The organism is Pseudoalteromonas sp. S2721, assembly GCF_005887425.1.
Taxonomy (GTDB): Bacteria; Pseudomonadota; Gammaproteobacteria; order Enterobacterales; family Alteromonadaceae; genus Pseudoalteromonas; species Pseudoalteromonas simplex.
In genome coordinates, this window is the sequence record NZ_PNCZ01000028.1 from 171078 (window position 1) to 187182 (window position 16105).

At 41.5% G+C, this 16105-nt stretch carries 11 protein-coding genes; 6 read left to right on the forward strand and 5 right to left on the reverse strand.

What is annotated here, in order from left to right; translation table 11 throughout:
- Positions 1–13: 13 nt before the first annotated feature.
- From CWC02_RS12360 to CWC02_RS12370, 3 genes are all read left to right on the forward strand, one after another.
- Complete coding sequence (locus CWC02_RS12360) at positions 14–1390, forward strand: sigma-54-dependent transcriptional regulator (RefSeq protein WP_138599093.1); 1377 nt, start codon at positions 14–16, stop codon at positions 1388–1390.
- Positions 1391–2671, forward strand: a complete 1281-nt coding sequence (locus CWC02_RS12365; protein ID WP_138599094.1) for a sensor histidine kinase — start codon at positions 1391–1393, stop codon at positions 2669–2671. It begins immediately after the preceding gene.
- A 185-nt stretch (positions 2672–2856) separates the two neighbouring features.
- On the forward strand, positions 2857–5829 hold the full coding sequence (locus CWC02_RS12370; RefSeq protein WP_138599095.1) for a DUF3857 domain-containing transglutaminase family protein: 2973 nt from the start codon (positions 2857–2859) through the stop codon (positions 5827–5829).
- On the opposite strand, the gene CWC02_RS12375 is transcribed toward CWC02_RS12370, so the two are convergent.
- Together CWC02_RS12375 and ylqF are read right to left on the reverse strand one after the other, a co-directional pair.
- Positions 5826–9275 carry a PAS domain-containing hybrid sensor histidine kinase/response regulator gene (locus tag CWC02_RS12375; RefSeq protein ID WP_138599096.1) on the reverse strand — a complete coding sequence of 1150 codons (3450 nt, stop codon included), beginning with the start codon at positions 9273–9275 and terminating at the stop codon, positions 5826–5828. The genes CWC02_RS12370 and CWC02_RS12375 overlap by 4 nt on opposite strands.
- A gap of 727 nt (positions 9276–10002) precedes the next feature.
- A complete protein-coding gene (gene ylqF / locus CWC02_RS12380) occupies positions 10003–10947 on the reverse strand; it encodes a ribosome biogenesis GTPase YlqF (RefSeq protein ID WP_054552314.1) in 945 nt (314 codons plus the stop codon).
- 91 nt (positions 10948–11038) lie between these two features.
- On the opposite strand from ylqF, the gene CWC02_RS12385 reads away from it, so the two are divergent.
- The gene (locus CWC02_RS12385; RefSeq protein WP_054552313.1) at positions 11039–11575 is read left to right on the forward strand and encodes a YaeQ family protein; all 537 of its coding nucleotides are present in this window, start codon (positions 11039–11041) and stop codon (positions 11573–11575) included.
- 8 nt (positions 11576–11583) lie between these two features.
- Positions 11584–12189, forward strand: a complete 606-nt coding sequence (locus tag CWC02_RS12390; protein ID WP_138599097.1) for a PGAP1-like alpha/beta domain-containing protein — start codon at positions 11584–11586, stop codon at positions 12187–12189.
- 4 nt (positions 12190–12193) lie between these two features.
- On the opposite strand, the gene CWC02_RS12395 is transcribed toward CWC02_RS12390, so the two are convergent.
- A complete protein-coding gene (locus CWC02_RS12395; protein ID WP_054552311.1) occupies positions 12194–12403 on the reverse strand; it encodes a hypothetical protein in 210 nt (69 codons plus the stop codon).
- Positions 12404–12767: 364 nt separating this feature from the next.
- On the opposite strand from CWC02_RS12395, the gene CWC02_RS12400 reads away from it, so the two are divergent.
- On the forward strand, positions 12768–13241 hold the full coding sequence (locus CWC02_RS12400) for a Dps family protein (RefSeq protein ID WP_054552310.1): 474 nt from the start codon (positions 12768–12770) through the stop codon (positions 13239–13241).
- A 59-nt stretch (positions 13242–13300) separates the two neighbouring features.
- Here CWC02_RS12400 and CWC02_RS12405 read toward each other — a convergent pair whose 3' ends face one another.
- A complete protein-coding gene (locus CWC02_RS12405) occupies positions 13301–13702 on the reverse strand; it encodes a hypothetical protein (protein WP_054552309.1) in 402 nt (133 codons plus the stop codon).
- A 51-nt stretch (positions 13703–13753) separates the two neighbouring features.
- Positions 13754–15847, reverse strand: a complete 2094-nt coding sequence (locus CWC02_RS12410) for a S9 family peptidase (protein WP_138618526.1) — start codon at positions 15845–15847, stop codon at positions 13754–13756.
- Positions 15848–16105 lie beyond the last annotated feature (258 nt).

Sequence of the window (16105 nt, forward strand, 5' to 3'; positions counted from 1 at the left end):
ATAAGAAAACATCATGGACAAAATCTTAGTCATAGACGATCAAGCTGATGTGCGTCTGGCTGCTACTGTTGCATTACAACAACTGGGCTTACATTGCCTTGAGGCCGAAGGCCCTGAACATGCCCTTGAATTATTAAAATCGGAGCACATTAGCCTGATTTTGCTTGATATGAACTACAAGCTCGACACGACCTCAGGTGAAGAAGGGTTACGCTTTTTAAAGCAACTAAATCAATTAGGTTCGACCATACCTGTCATTGTCATGACCGCATGGGCCAGCATTGATGTCGCTGTTAAAGCCATGCAATTAGGGGCTGTCGACTTTGTTGAAAAGCCATGGAATAACTTACGCTTAACCGCCGTTGTGCAACAACAACTCAAGCTCAAGCAAAGTAATCACGACAACGCGTGCTTAAAGGCGCTAACCAGTGACACAGAAGCACATTACATAGCTCAATCAGAAATCATGCAGCTGTTGCTTGCCAAAGCTGAGCGCGCAGCTAAAACCGATGCCAGCATTTTAATTACCGGCGAAAATGGCACTGGCAAAAGCTTATTAGCACATTATATTCACCAGCATTCACTCAGAGCTGATAAACGCTATGTCAGCGTGAATGTTGGCGCCATTGCGCCAACGCTATTCGAAAGCGAATTATTTGGCCATAAGAAAGGTTCTTTTACTGATGCCAAAGAAGACCGCCTAGGGCGTTTTGAAATTGCCGAAGGCGGTACTTTATTTTTAGATGAAATTGCGACTTTAAGCCTTGAGCTGCAAAGTAAAATGCTCCGTGTGCTAGAAAGCAAAGAATTCGAAGTGCTAGGCTCAAGCCAAACCAAAACCGCGGATGTTCGGATTATTTCTGCCACCAATAGTGAATTAGCTACGACCATTGAGCAGGGTGAATTCCGCCGTGACTTATTATTTAGACTCAATACCATTGAACTACACATTCCACCGCTTCGCGACAGAAAAGACGACATCGCTCCCTTGGCAGAACACTTGTTGTTAGTGCATGGTAAAAAATACCAACGAGCGAATATGGCGCTAAGTCCTGATGCCCTAAACGCGCTAAAAAATTACAGCTGGCCTGGTAATATTCGTGAGCTAAGTCACTGCATTGAACGCGCGGTGATCATGAGCGATAACAACAATGTTCAAGCCAATGACCTCATTTTAGATCAACCAAGTTGCGAGCAAACAAATAGTAATGCAGAACAAGCTTTGCCACTATTGCCCCTTGAAGAGCTTGAAAAACAGATGATTCAAAAAGCACTGCTGCAATTTAATGGCAATGTTATCGCCGCAGGAGAGTTTTTAGGATTAAGTAAATCAGCTATTTATCGTCGCATTGATAAACATCAGCTCGATTTAAAAGAAGTAGAACGCTAAATGAGTAGCAAGTTGTCGTTAGAGCAGCGTGTTCGACGCTATTTTTATATGGTTATAGCGGTGCTATTAGCACTTGGTATTGCCCTTTCGCTCAGCTTAGAACTAGATTTGTTTGCCAGTATCAGCCTATTATTGCCGTTTATCGGGATAAGCGCTTTTGCTTTAATTAAAAGCTACCGTGCGATCACCGATGTGGTTGAACGCTTTGGCCTGCAACTAGATGCACTGGCAAATGACGAAAGTAATAGTTGGCATTTAGCGTCTTATCAAAGTGGACGAGTCGCAGCGCTTAAGCAAGATTTTGCCAAGCTCAGCAATAAAATAGCCAAGAACAAACGCCATTATATGCAAACAGAAGAGTTTGTTTTTGAGTTTGCCAGCATGCTGGACTTACCCATCGTTATACTAGACCCCCATGGCTTGATTTACTTTAGTAATAAGGCGTTTATCAACAGTATTAGTCATCGCCAGATTGAAGGTAAATCGGCCAGCGACTTAGGCATTGCACTGCATGATGGCGAATGGCAACAAAACAGTGACTCACTGTTTAAACAACGCTTTCAAATCTCATCGCAGACTTTTTGGCGGACCGGCAGAAACTTTGAATTACTAACCTTCTTTTCAATTGAGCAACAGCTTCGCGATAACGAACAACTTGTTTGGCAACGTTTAATTCGCGTGTTGAATCATGAAGTACGTAACTCACTCACGCCGATTTATTCAATGAGTCAATCATTGCAAACCCTCAAGCGCCAAGGACAAATTAGCAGTCACGATGATCTCGCCCAAGATATGCTGCAAGTAATAGAAAAACGCGCTCAACACTTGCTTGATTTTGTAGCCAGTTACAGTGCATTTGCCAAGCTACCACCCGCACAAAAACAAACAATCAGTAGCGAGCAACTAAACACACGTTTAAACGCTATCTTTCCTGAACTAGTAATAAATAGCAGCGAAGAGTTACATGTTAATGCCGACTTTGGTCAGCTAGAACAAGCATTGATCAACTTGATAAAAAATGCCTTTGAAGCAGGCAGCAATTCTGCCCCAACCCTCACTTGGTCAAGGCAAGGTGATAACTTAAATATTGCAATTAGCGACCAAGGTTGTGGTATTCAAAACCCCGATAACTTGTTCGTACCATTTTACTCAACCAAAGCAAATGGCACAGGCATCGGGCTTGTGATCACCCGAGAACTTGTGCGCAACCAAGGTTTTGAGTTATCGATAAATTCAAAACCCCAGCAAGGCACACAAGCTATAATTACTGTGCCCTGCTAACTTATTTTACAAATGTGGCTTTCACACGCTTAGATAAACCTAAATAAAAAGCAAAACTTCAGCGCCATTTTCTAGGCATTTATATGAGCCAAATTAAAAAAGCCCTAAATAGTGAATTTTATTTGGCTCATGCAGCGAAATTCAGTAATTTGTCATATAAAGCTAAACGTAATTAGAAAATAACAATGAAATGGATGCACTTACAACTTAAGCTACTGGCTGTTTTTTTATTCTTTGTGAGCTGCTTTGCAGCCGCAGAAGAGTATCAAGTTGCGCCCGCAGCTAACTGGGTAAAACAACATAAGTTACTCACCCCTGAGATTCCTCGAGACCAAATACGAGACGGGACTTTCTACCTGATGCTCGACACTCAGCTTCAGGTATCTGAGCAAGCCCCACAGCAACGCTTTAATCGTACTGTAATGCAAGCGGTCAATCAGTCTGGGGTTGATTATATTAGCCAGCTGAATATTGATTTTGACCCAAATTATCAATCTCTTACGCTCAATAGTTTAGGCATTATTCGTGACGGCCAATATATAGATAAACTAAATAGTGCCGAGCTACAGGTGTTACAACGCGAGACTGACTTAGCAAGTCGTATATACAATGGCACCTTAAGCCTAAATGTCATTATTGATGATATGCGGGTCATGGATATTTTAGATTACAGCTATACGGTTTCGGGCAGTAATCCGGTTTATCAACACTTCAGCACCAAGCGCACACTGAACTGGTCGGTGCCGATAGTGCAGCAATTTATGCGGGTACAGTGGCAAAAGCCTACGCCCTTATATATCAACTTTATAAATGGCGAGTCGCCTGTTACTAAAACCAAGCTAGATACGGGTTTTGACTACCAGATTAGCCAACACAATGAGCCGACCCTTAGCTCTGCAAGCGAAGTACCGCATTGGTATTCGCCTTACAAGGAAGTGTACTTTTCTGAAGTAAATAATTGGCAAGAGGTAGTCAATTGGTCGTTACCTTTGTACCAATCTGCCATCGAAGTGAGCCCTGCTATTGAAACAATTGCTCGTCAAATTAAGTTTCAACATGCCGATTTAGAGTCTCAAATTGTGGCTGCCCTGCGCTTTAGCCAAGACGAAGTACGTTATTTGGGCCTAGAAATGGGCACCAACTCACACCAGCCTACTCCAGCATCAGAAACTCTGGCACTGCGCTATGGCGACTGTAAAGACAAAACCGTCTTGCTCATTTCTTTACTTAAAGCGCTCGGGGTAGAGGCTCATCCTGCTTTAGTTAACACTGAAGACCGAAAACGTACTGCTAGTTTACCGGTCTCTCCTAGCTTATTTGACCATGTCATTGTCACCTTAGAGCATCAAGGTAAACGATATTGGCTTGATCCGACCATTTCGTATCAACGCGGCGATTTAGAAAATTTAGCTCAACCGAACTACGATGTAGCGTTAATAATTAAACAAGGTGAAACAGGCTTTACGGATATGTTCACTGAGCCTGCCCTAAAACGCATACAGGTTTTTGATAATTATCAGATCCCAGAAGGTATTGATGAGCCAGTTAGTTTCTCAACTCAATATAAATACGGTGACTTTGAAGCAATTAGCCGCCGCAGTTCAATCGCTAAAAACAGCTTAAAAAGCATAGAAGATGATTACCGCGAATATTATCAAGATACCTACAAAGGCTTAAAAACTGCCAAACCTATGCTAGTTGAATCCCCAGAGGACACCGGTCAGCTAATTACCAATGAGCACTATACTATTGATAACTTTTGGCGACCTGAGGGTAATGATTTTCAAAACGACTTTTACGCCAGTGAAATTCAAAACTCAGTTTATAAGCCGGAGCAGCGAGAGCGAAACAATGCACCAATGTGGTTTCGTTACCCAAATAATATCGAAACAACCATAAAGGTTACGTTTACGGACTCTAATTGGCAGTTTGATGATGAGCAGGTCACGATCGACAACCCATTTTTTCATCTCGAAAAGCGCGTAACATTTAAAGACTCAGTGTTGACCTTATACTTTGATTACAGTGCTAAGCAGGATCATATTCCAGCCGATCAAATAGACCTTTACCTAAGCGAGCGCAAAAAACTCAATAACGCGACCCATTACGGCATCATTAAATACGGCACAAATAGGGCCACAACCACACCAGTAGATGACGAAACCAACTGGTATAGCGTTTTTATTTTAAGTTACTTAGCGGCAATCATCTTTTTCATCGCGGCTTGGCGTTTTGAAGTTCGAAAACGTCCAGAATTTGAAGGTGTGCAGTTTTACCCTGTAAGCAACAGTAAATTTTACCTTTATAGTTTATTCAGCTTGGGCATATTTATTAATTACTGGAGTTATCGCAATTGGAAGTTTATTAAGCAGCAACAAAACAGCCATATGATGCCCATTGCCCGAGGTATTTTTGCGCCTTTATTCTTTTTTGCACTGTTTCTTCAACTTATAAAACATAGCGAACAAACCTTTAACAAAAATAAAATATTACCAACTGCGGTTGCTTTTGTAATTTGGCTAATGATTATTGTATGTGAAATAGCAAGTTCACTAGGTGACTATGGTATGTGGCTATTCTTAATCATTCCTTTATTGTGGCTACCAATTGTTAACTACATTCAAAACCTTAACCAACCTAAAGATGCGTTAGAGTACAACTCAAAATGGCGTGCAAGACAGCTGCTAATTTCTGTATTCGCGACGCCTTTACTACTTTATGGGCTAATTGCTGAATTATACTTATTGCCTAATTCAACCATAGTTACAGGTGACAAACTTTGGTCTTATCAGGTTAACTTTTTAAAGCGTCAAGAGATTATGCCTAGTGATGAAAATGTGGAGTATTTTTATAGCGATGCATTTTTTGATTTCAGAGATGATGGCAATGGCATGACGAAAAATACGCTTTTTAGTTACTGGAAAAATGAACAAGGTGTAATTGAAAAAGATCTGCTCTACTTTAATGAAATAAAAGAAGTGAAAGCAGACTATGCAAAAAGTCCTCTAACAACATCTTCACTTACCGTTATTGATCATGACGGTAATGAGATGCTTTTATTCTTAAGCAATGAAGACGACCTAGATAGACGCTTTGTTGCCAAGGTTAAGCAACGCCTCAAAGAGTCAACCTTAGCAACTGAGCAAAACGCAGATTAAGTCAGTCGCTTAATCATGCGTTTTAAGGCGGGCGCTTTCAGAGGCTTATAAAGCAATGGATAGCCCGCATCGAGCACTAACTCGCGTATGCCTTCATCATGATTCGCGGTATTAACGATGGCTGGTAAGCGTGTTAGTGCCGCTTGCTCAATCACTTCAAGTCCCGTTACTCCATCATCAAGCTGATAATCAATAATCAACAATTGCGGCAGGGCTTGACTTGCCTTTAACTGCTCAAGCTCCGCTAAGTTAGTGGCTATTGAAATTTCACAGCCCCAATTTTCGAGTAGCTGCTTTAATGCCTCTAACACGTTGCGGTCGTTATCAAGCAACCAAATACGCAATTGCCCCAGCTCTGTTTCTTGTGATGCCTCAGCGCCTTTCGCTTGCGCAGGCGCAGTACTCACTCTACAAGGCAGGGTAAGGGTAAATTGCGTGCCTTTACCAAGTTCAGACCCCATCACTAAGGGTATTTTAAGTAAGTCACATATACGTTTAGTGATTGCCAACCCTAAGCCTAACCCCTCGGCGCTTGGCTTTGCACCAAGCTGTTTAAACTCTTGGAAAATAGTTTGTTGATCGCTCGATGCAATCCCAATCCCTGTGTCTTCAACAATAAAGGATACATGATCATCGTCGTACTGCATTTTTAAGCGCACTTCACCTTGCTCAGTATAACGAATCGCATTACTCAAAAGGTTACGCAGCACTCGTCGCAGCAGTGCTTTGTCGGTATGCAAGCGCACATCGCAGGTTTCAATAATAAACTTTAAGCCTTTTTCGCGGGCAAGGGCTTCGTAGTCATTACGCAATGGTTCAACCAACGAGCTGGCAGCAAACTCGCTCATTTGTACTTTAAACGAGCCCGAATCGAGCTTAGTTAACTCTAAAATACTCGATAATAACTCTTCGGCGCTGCCCAATGAATTCTTAATATTCATCGCCAGCTCTTTAAGTTCGGTGTCTTGGGCTTTTTCATTCATTAAAGAACAAAACAAGCTCGCAGCATTGAAAGGTTGCAGTAAATCATGGCTAGCAGCGGCAAAAAAGCGCGTTTTACTGACCGTTGCTTGCTCCGCCACTTGCTTTGCCATCGACAACTCTTGGTTTGCTTGAGTCAATGCTAAGGTGCGTGCTGCGACTTTTTCTTCAAGGCTAACATTGGCTTCGGTTAACGCTTTTTGTTGTTTTACGAACTCGGTGATGTCGGTATAGGTTGTTACAAAGCCGCCACCTGGCAGTGGGTTACCTTGCATTTCAAACACGCGACCATCATTGTGCGAGCGCTGGTATTTATAAGCGCTGCCTTGGCGTAAATAGGCTAAGCGTTTTTCAACTTCGCTGGTCATGCTCTCGCCGCTAAATAAACCGCGTTCGGCATTAAAACGAATAATGTCGGCAACCGGGCGGCCTATGTAAAGCGCATCATCTGGGTAGGCGAACATGTTTTTGTAGCCTTGGTTCCAAGCTACCAAGCGCAGCTCACTATCAACTACACTGATCCCTTGTTGAATATTTTCGATTGTTGATTGCAGTAAGTCACGATTAAATTTAAGCACTTGGCTTGCTTCGTCAACAAACTCAGCAACCTGCTCTAGAGGCTGGCGCTGCTCATTCTTAGCCACATCTAAAATAAGCCGTGCCGATGCGCCGCCGATCACCGCAGACATCTCACGCTCAACTAATAGTTCTAACTCAACATTGGCAGGACGTTTCCACTTACTTTTATCATCCGGAAAGTAATGATTTACCAAAGACTGTGCCGCTTCTTTTTCGGCAAATCGTTGCAATAGTGCACCTAGATCATGGTAACTCAAAGGCTGTAGATGATTACTCACTCGAGAATCACTAAGCTGCGACACAAACTTATTGCTCTGCAAGCGTTCAGCTAAGGTTGCTCGACTAAATAACGGTACTAAGAAATACACTAAACAGTTCGCACCTAGCGATAGCAATAAAGCTTGGCTAATGCTTTCCATGCCTAATGAGAATAAGTCGGTTGGCGCTAACCAGCTTATTCCCCAAGGTCCATTTACAAGCCATAAACTATCGCTTCCTAAACCTCCGGCGATATTCGGTAGTAAAAGTGTATAACCCCAAATAATAAAACCGCTTAAAATCCCTAATTGCGCACCGCGACACGATGCTTGTCGCCACCATAAGCCTATAATCATGGCTGGCGAAAATTGCGCGACTAAGGTGAACGACATCAAACCCACATTGGCAAGGGTTGTACTTTCGCCCAGCACTCGGTGAGTGAAATAGCTTAGCAATAAAATCAATACGATAACGATTTTACGTGCATGTAATAGGTTATTTTTATCAAGCCCGCGACTGCTCGATGTAAGTTGCGAGCGGCGTAAAATAAATTGGTTAATAAAGTCATTAGTGATCATCACTGAAAGCACAATTGATGACACTATTACCATACTTGTTGCCGCTGAAAAGCCACCTAAAAAGGCTAATAACGCCACAAAGGCATCATCAGCTGCCATAGGTAAAGCCAATACAAAGGTGTCGTAGCCGACTTTTTGACCTTGAAAGTAAATTAATCCGGCGTATGCAATCGGTAGAATAAACAGGTTAATAAGTAAGAGGTAAATCGGAAATAGCCAACGCGCCGAGGCCAGCTCTTTATCGTTATTTTTTTCGATAAAGCTCATGTGGAATTGTCTTGGCAAACATAAGGTCGCCAAAATACCAAGCAAAGTATGAGCAACATACACATAGGTTGGACTTTGTGTGGCAGCCACTTGCTGATCAATATTTAGGTCATGCGCTTTTTCAAACAGTGCCACAGGGCTGTCGAATAAAGCAAAGCACACATACAAACCCACCGCTAAAAACGCCAATAATTTAACCACAGATTCAAAGGCTATACTGGCAATCAAACCAGGATTATGTTCGCTGGGCTTTAACCGCCTCGCGCCGAATAAAATAGCAAACAGTGCCAATACAATCGTGATGTAAAAAGTACTGTCGGCCCATACTTCATGGCTTTGTGTGGCAGCACGGTCGGTAAGTAAGTTGATACTTTGTGCAGTTGCACTTAGCTGTAAAGAGATATAGGGCACAATGGCAATCACTGAAATCAATGAAATGAGCCCAGACAAACTCGACGATTGACCATATCGGGTCGCAATAAAATCTGCCATTGAGGTTATTTTTTGCTGCCGACAAATATGCGCTATGCGGCAATAGACTTGCCAGCCAAAAATGAATAACAAGATAGTGCCTGCATAGGTCGGAGCCAACCACCAACCGTTGTATGCAGCTTGTGCTGTGGTGCCAAAGAACGCCCAAGAGGTGCAATACACCCCAAGTGATAAACCATAGGTTAAGCCTTTAAAAGGCAATACTTTTCTTTTATCAGCCCAGCCTGCAACCGCAAATAAAATTGCCAGGTATACAATTGCAAGAAGGCTTATTGACCAAATTGAGAACATCGCATGTGATTATTTTAATTGTTATAGCCCCAGCATAGTTTTTATTGCACGTAATTTACAGCCTAACTTTAGTGCTAATGCATTGTATTACGGAAGTTTAAAAAACAAACACAAAGAAATGAGAATTATTTTCAATTGAGTGTTGACAGACATGTAAATCTAATTGATAATCACTATCAACAAGACGATAAAGTACTTGTTCGGAATAAACTGATTTGTTTCTCGACCCTGAAACACGTGTGGCCCACGATAAAGCTAAGATCGCCTGTTGCTAATCGCAACGCCCCTTGATATTGGCAACAGGTGATCGCCCTACTATTTTACTTGCTACATTGCTCATATCGGTGACGGTAGATATGAAACTCAAAAAGCCCTTACAGGGCTTTTTTTATGTCTGAAATTCGTACAAAACCTGCAATAAAACTAAATGAGAATTATTTTCAAAAAAGTATTGACAGCATCACAAACCTAATTGATAATTAATCTCAACAAGCCAAGCGAAGTATGATGACTTGTTGAGATTGAATTTGTTTCTCCCCAGAAACGCGTGTCGCCACGTTAAAGCTTTAGCTTATATGTTGCTAATCGCAACGCCCCTTGATATTGGCGACATATAAGCGACCCTACTTATTTTACTTGCTACATTGCTCATATCGGTGACGGTAGATATGAAACTAAAAAAGCCCTTGCAGGGCTTTTTTTATGTCTAAAAGTTAATGCGTTAACTTTATCGACGGTTCTTACGTGCACGTGCACGGCGTTGTTTTTTCTCTTCTTCTTTAGCGGCTTTTTTCGCCTCTGCAGCAGCGCGAAGCTGTGCAACCATTTGCTCTTCTTCTTCACGCATGGCCGGTGTTTCCATGGTAATACGACCAATAATGCCATCGCGTAATTCGTTGATAAGAATTTCAGACATTTTGTAAGTATCGATTTGATTACCACCGCGGATACAACCACGCTTTTTACCTGCCATTTCAACAAACTCCCAGTCAGACTCTGGTAGCTCATCAATTTTATAGCGGCTTTTTAAAAGCTCTGGGTATGCATGCAGTAAATATTCAGCGGTGTAACTTGCCACTTCTTCGTAGTCGATAGCGGTATCACGAATTGCACCAGTTGCCCCTAAACGATAACCAGAGTTTTCGTTCTCTACTTTAGGCCATAACATACCTGGCGTGTCGTAAAGCATAATGCCATCGTCAAGCTTAATACGTTGCTGCGCTTTGGTTACCGCAGGTTCATTACCTGTTTTTGCCACGATACGGCCGGCCAAGGTATTAATAAGAGTTGATTTACCAACGTTTGGAATACCCATGATCATGGCTTTAATTTGTTTATCAGCGCCTACTTTATGCGGCACTAACTTTTTACAAAGCTCATTAATACGGTGCACTTCACCCGCTTTATCATTACCAAAATCAATCGCTTTCACACCACTTTGCTGCTCAAAGTAGTCTTTCCAAGCTTGCGTTAACTTAGGATCAGCCAAGTCCGCCTTGTTCATGATTTTGATCACCGGCTTGTCGCCACGCAGCGCAGTAACCATTGGGTTTTCACTACTGTAAGGAATACGGGCATCAAGTACCTCAATGATCACATCCATCTGTGGCATGATTTCTTTAATTTCGTTTCGGGCTTTGTTCATGTGACCCGGGAACCACTGGATGGCCATTTTTAACTCCTACAAGATAATTTCACGGTATTTTAACTGGCTCGGCAACGAATTGCGCTATAATGACGCAAATTTTTTCAAGTAAGCAGTTATGGCTCTTAAATCAACCATTATTAAAGCGCAATTATCGTTAAGCGATATGGATCGCCACATTTATCAAGATTTCAATTTAACTCTGGCACAACACCCATCAGAAACCGAACAACGCTTGATGATCCGCTTGTTGGCTTTTGCACTAAATGCCCGTGAAGGCTTAGAGTTTACTAAAGGCTTATGCGCCGATGATGAACCTGAGCTTTGGCACATTAACTATAGCGAAGAAATTGAATTATGGGTTGAGCTTGGTTTACCTGATGAAAAACGCCTGAAAAAAGCCTGCAATAAGTCGAAGCAAGTTGTTTTATATACCTATGGTGAAAATAACCAAGCGATTTGGTGGCAAAAACATCAACCTAAGTTGTATGATTTTAAAAACTTAAGTATTTTTAGTCTCGATTATGCTGCGACTCAGGCATTAGCCGACTTAGCTGATCGTAATATTAAGCTCACTATTACCATTCAAGACGGTGAAGTATGGGTTAGCTCAGACACAGCAAATATCGAAATTAAACCGCAACAGTTAATGTAAGGAATGCGATGGCTATTAGGCAAGTTGTAGTATTACACGGACTATATATGTCAGGCTTTGTGATGCGCCCACTGTGCGCGCGTCTTGAAAAGTCAGGACTAAAAATACTCAATTTGACCTATAACACGCTCTCTCCCGATAGAGCGGCGATTTTCGATAAGATTGATCGCTTTATTGGTGGTAAACCTACCGCCTTAGTTTGCCACTCAATGGGCGGCTTGGTTGCTCGCGCTTACTTAGAGGCCAATTCTCTTCAAAGCCGCCATGTCGAAAAGGTGATCACCTTAGGCACCCCGCATAAAGGCAGCCATATTGCCAAACAAATGCAGCTGAAGGGCTTTGAAATGCTGTTAAAAAATAGCGTGGAGTTTCTATTATCTGAGAATGGCAATTGGCCGTTTAATGCCAAGCTTTATAGTATTGCTGGTGACTTACCCATAGGGCTAATGCCACTGATTGCTAAAGGCAGTGTCTCTGATGGTACAGTTTTGATAGATGAAACCAAGCTCAATGGCATGGCAGAACATAAGGTGTTTCATTTGAGTCACACCAGTATGATCTACTCACGCCAAGTGATGGATTACATCATTAAGCTTATAAATCAAAGTGAGTGATACTTTAATCTTCAGCACTTGCAGCCACTTTATATGAGATTAAAACAATGATCCCTAAGATCAATGGTACAGGTGCTGCAATATAGCCAAAGGTATCAAAGTTTGCGAAGCTAGCACCTGCTAGATGACCTACCAAACCGATAACAAATGCAAGTAATGCGATCACGACAACGACTATTTCAGCTTTGTTTTCTTTAACTGTTTTACCGTCCATTTTTCTTCTCCTGGTTAAATGCGGTAAAGTCATTATGCGCTTCTGGTTCGTTGTTTTTTTGACCTAAATCAAGTTCTAAATCAGCGTGTTTCTCAGCAGGTGCAAACCTTGTTTTAGATCATACTTTCTGCCTAATTTTAAAATATTCGTAAAATAAGGTAGATTTTTTGCTCAGTTGCCCCAAGTCTATTAAAAGTAATTCAAAGTTATATTGATAGTGCATAAATGGACAACACCAACCTTTGATAGGTAAAACCTATCACTGTGTTCGAATTAAACCATTTTACAGATTAACCAAGATGGCTAATACTTAACACCAAGCACTAGCAAGTAAACACTTAACGGTTTTTTTAAGGAGCAATCTATGTCACAGGTAAATGCAATTGGTTTAAACAGCGCAAAAAGTGAAGATATCGTAAATTCACTAAACTCTTTACTAAGCTGCTACCAAATTCAATATATGAACGCACGCGGCTTTCATTGGAATATCAAAGGTCGTAACTTTTTTGAATTACACCTTAAATTTGAAGAAATTTATAACTTACTACTTGAGAAAGTAGACGAGATTGCAGAGCGTATTTTAACGTTAGGTGGTACACCGGTACATGCATTCTCTGAATACATTGAAGCAAGTAAGATCAGTGAAGCTAAAAATATCACTGAAGGCACTGCTGCAGTAGAAAACCTTTTAGCAGGTTACAGCACGCTTATTCAAATGCAGCGTGAAATCTTAGCACAAGCTGGTGATGCAGATGACGAAGGTACAGCATCATTAATGGGCGACTACATTAAAGAACAAGAGAAACTTGTTTGGATGTTAAAAGCTTACCTAGGTTAATATTCAGAATTGACACGGAAAAGCCCTCTCTTGAGGGCTTTTTTTATATTCAGAAGGTATTATTTTAACCACTTTCTTAAATTATCGTACTCGGGTCTTATTTGAAAAAAGCTTTCAGCGTCTTGGTGAAAGTTAATATCCATTTCGACACCAGACCAAACTGTTTCTAATAAATTGCGGGCAATGATATTCGCTTTGATGTAATCAACGCGTTTGTAGCCTCGTGCTTTGACAGCCTGAAAGTAAACCTTAGCAGTTTCAATACTATCGGCAGTTGCTAATTCAAATTGTTCCAAATTAACCACAGCATACTGAATTGAAAACTCTGGGTACTTCATGATTTCTTGAGCAACTTCAATACTAAATGAAGCAACGGCTTCTTTATTAAAACTGCCACTCATTTCCACATAAATCACCGGCGGCTCAACAAAATAACGCCAATCACCATGGGCTTTAAACATGCTTACCCCTTTGAAATACAACTTAAGTTTACGCTTATAAAATTTATTTACCTATTTATCTAAGCCTTTATTCGATAATAAAGCAATAAAAAAGGCCATTTCTAATGCCTTTTCTTCAAGGCTTTTAAAGCGACCCGATGCACCACCATGACCTGCATCCATGTCGGTTTTAAATACCAAAATGTTGTCATCGGTTTTAAGCTCACGTAGCTTAGCAACCCACTTCATTGGCTCCCAGTATTGCACTTGAGAGTCATGAAACCCTGTTGTAACAAGAATATTAGGGTAAGCCTGTGGCTTAATATTATCGTACGGTGAGTAAGCCTGAATCACATCATAAAACGCAGGATCATTTGGATTACCCCATTCGTCGTATTCATTGGTCGTCAGTGGAATACTCTCATCTAGCATAGTAGTTAGCACATCCAAAAATGGCACATGACAACCAATACCTAAATAAAGCTCAGGTGCTTGGTTAACCACAGCGCCCATTAATAAGCCACCAGCACTGCCACCAGACGCGAATACTTTCTCTGGGTGTGCATAGCCTTGCTCAGTAAGCGCATGCGTAACATCAATAAAATCGCTAAAGCTATTTTGCTTATATTGCTTTTTACCTTGCTCATACCAGTGACGCCCTAGCATTTCACCACCACGAATATGTGCAATCGCATAAACAAAACCGCGGTCAAGCAAGCTTAGTGAGCTACTTGAAAAACTAGGATCGATGGTAATACCATACGCGCCATAGCCATATTGCAACAGCGGATTACTTCCATCTTTATTAAATTGGTCGATACGATAAACCAAAGATACCGGCACTTGCTCGCCATCTCTTGCAGTAACCATTAAACGTTCTGAGCGATAATGCTCTGGGTTAAAATCACCCAATACTTGCTGTTGTTTTAATAAGGTTTTGTTACCTGTTTTTAAATCAACATCATACAAAGAACCTGGCGTCGTTAAGCTTGAATAGTAAATACGCGCAGAGCTCACATTCGGCTCAGGGTTCATGGCAATAGCAGCATAATAGCAAGGGTCATCAAACTCTAAAGTAAGACGCCCTGCTTGCTGATCCACCACCACAAAACGTGTTTGGCCAAGCTCTCGTTCGGTGAGGATAAGGTAGTCATTGAAAATTTCGACCCCTTCTAACAATACGTTCTCGCGATGTGGTGTATGCTCCTGCCAACGATTTTTATCGGCAATGGTGCTTTGCGTCGCGGTCATTAAGCGAAAGTTTTTCGCTTGCCAGTTGGTAACAATGTAAAAGGTATCACCTAGCTTATCGACATCGAACTCATGACCTTCTTCGCGTGGCATTAAGGCGCTAAATTCACCCTCTGGGTTATTGGCATCAAGCACCCACGTATCGTTTGTTTCTGTGGTCGCAAGGTCAATTATGATCAGGCTTTCATCGCGGCTTTTGCCAAGCCCCATAAAGAAGCTTTTATCTTGCTCTTCATAAACCAGTTCGTCATCAGCTTGCGGGGTGCCTAAAACATGGCGGTAAACCTGAAAACCCAATAAGGTTTGCAGGTCTTTTTTCACATAAAACACCGTTTTATTATCATTAGCCCACACCACTTGGCCTTCGGTGTTTTCCAGCAAATCACTAAACATCTCACCGCTGGCAATATTTTTAAAACGCACGGTATAAATACGACGACCTTCAGTGTCTTCAGAGTATGCAAGTAGCTGCTCGTCAGGGCTAATTGCAACTTCGCCTAATTCATAAAATTCGTAATCGCCAGCTAATTGATTTACATCTAACAGCAAGTGCTTGTCGCGCGCCTCTATTGAGCTACTGCGATAATGACGTGCATATTCATCGTCGCCACGTACTTCTGAGTGATACCAATATTGGCCATCTTTCACGGGTACCGTGTTGTCGTCTTTTACAATGCGGTCTTTTAGTTCATTAAATAATTGTTCGCGCAGTGGCTTTATATCGGCGAGTTGCTCATCGCAATAATCGTTTTCGGCGTTTAAGTGCGCTAATACATCTTTATTTTCACGCTCATCATCACGCATCCAATAATAGTTATCGGTGCGAGTTAGTTGATGAGTAGTTAATGGATGAGGCTGTTTTTTGGCAACAGGAGGATGCGCTAATAAAGACAAAGAATACGAATTTGACGACACAAGAAAAAACCAAAATAAAAAACGAATTGCTGGCAGTTTATCACAGAATTATACCAATCAGCTTAATTAAGTAGTCTATTTTGAGGCAATAAAACCTCGTTGATAACAAGGCAAAAATTTCGTTATTTAGTTGTTCTAAATGAGAAATTTTTAACGCAGTTAACGACAGGTTTAATCCCTCAAAATGATTAAGTATTATTGCGGGTTGGTATAAGCCGTTTTAGAGATCGCTAACCTGTTATACCATTCCGCTTAAAT

What these genes read in the sequence shown, in the direction of transcription:
- CWC02_RS12375 (WP_138599096.1), bottom strand. Translation starts at nt 9,275, where the DNA reads ATGTTCTCAATTTGGTCAATAAGCCTTCTTGCAATTGTATACCTGGCA.
- CWC02_RS12395 (WP_054552311.1), bottom strand. Translation starts at nt 12,403, where the DNA reads ATGGACGGTAAAACAGTTAAAGAAAACAAAGCTGAAATAGTCGTTGTC.
- CWC02_RS12400 (WP_054552310.1), top strand. Translation starts at nt 12,768, where the DNA reads ATGTCACAGGTAAATGCAATTGGTTTAAACAGCGCAAAAAGTGAAGAT.
- CWC02_RS12390 (WP_138599097.1), top strand. Translation starts at nt 11,584, where the DNA reads ATGGCTATTAGGCAAGTTGTAGTATTACACGGACTATATATGTCAGGC.
- CWC02_RS12385 (WP_054552313.1), top strand. Translation starts at nt 11,039, where the DNA reads ATGGCTCTTAAATCAACCATTATTAAAGCGCAATTATCGTTAAGCGAT.
- CWC02_RS12365 (WP_138599094.1), top strand. Translation starts at nt 1,391, where the DNA reads ATGAGTAGCAAGTTGTCGTTAGAGCAGCGTGTTCGACGCTATTTTTAT.
- CWC02_RS12370 (WP_138599095.1), top strand. Translation starts at nt 2,857, where the DNA reads ATGAAATGGATGCACTTACAACTTAAGCTACTGGCTGTTTTTTTATTC.
- CWC02_RS12360 (WP_138599093.1), top strand. Translation starts at nt 14, where the DNA reads ATGGACAAAATCTTAGTCATAGACGATCAAGCTGATGTGCGTCTGGCT.
- ylqF (WP_054552314.1), bottom strand. Translation starts at nt 10,947, where the DNA reads ATGGCCATCCAGTGGTTCCCGGGTCACATGAACAAAGCCCGAAACGAA.
- CWC02_RS12405 (WP_054552309.1), bottom strand. Translation starts at nt 13,702, where the DNA reads ATGTTTAAAGCCCATGGTGATTGGCGTTATTTTGTTGAGCCGCCGGTG.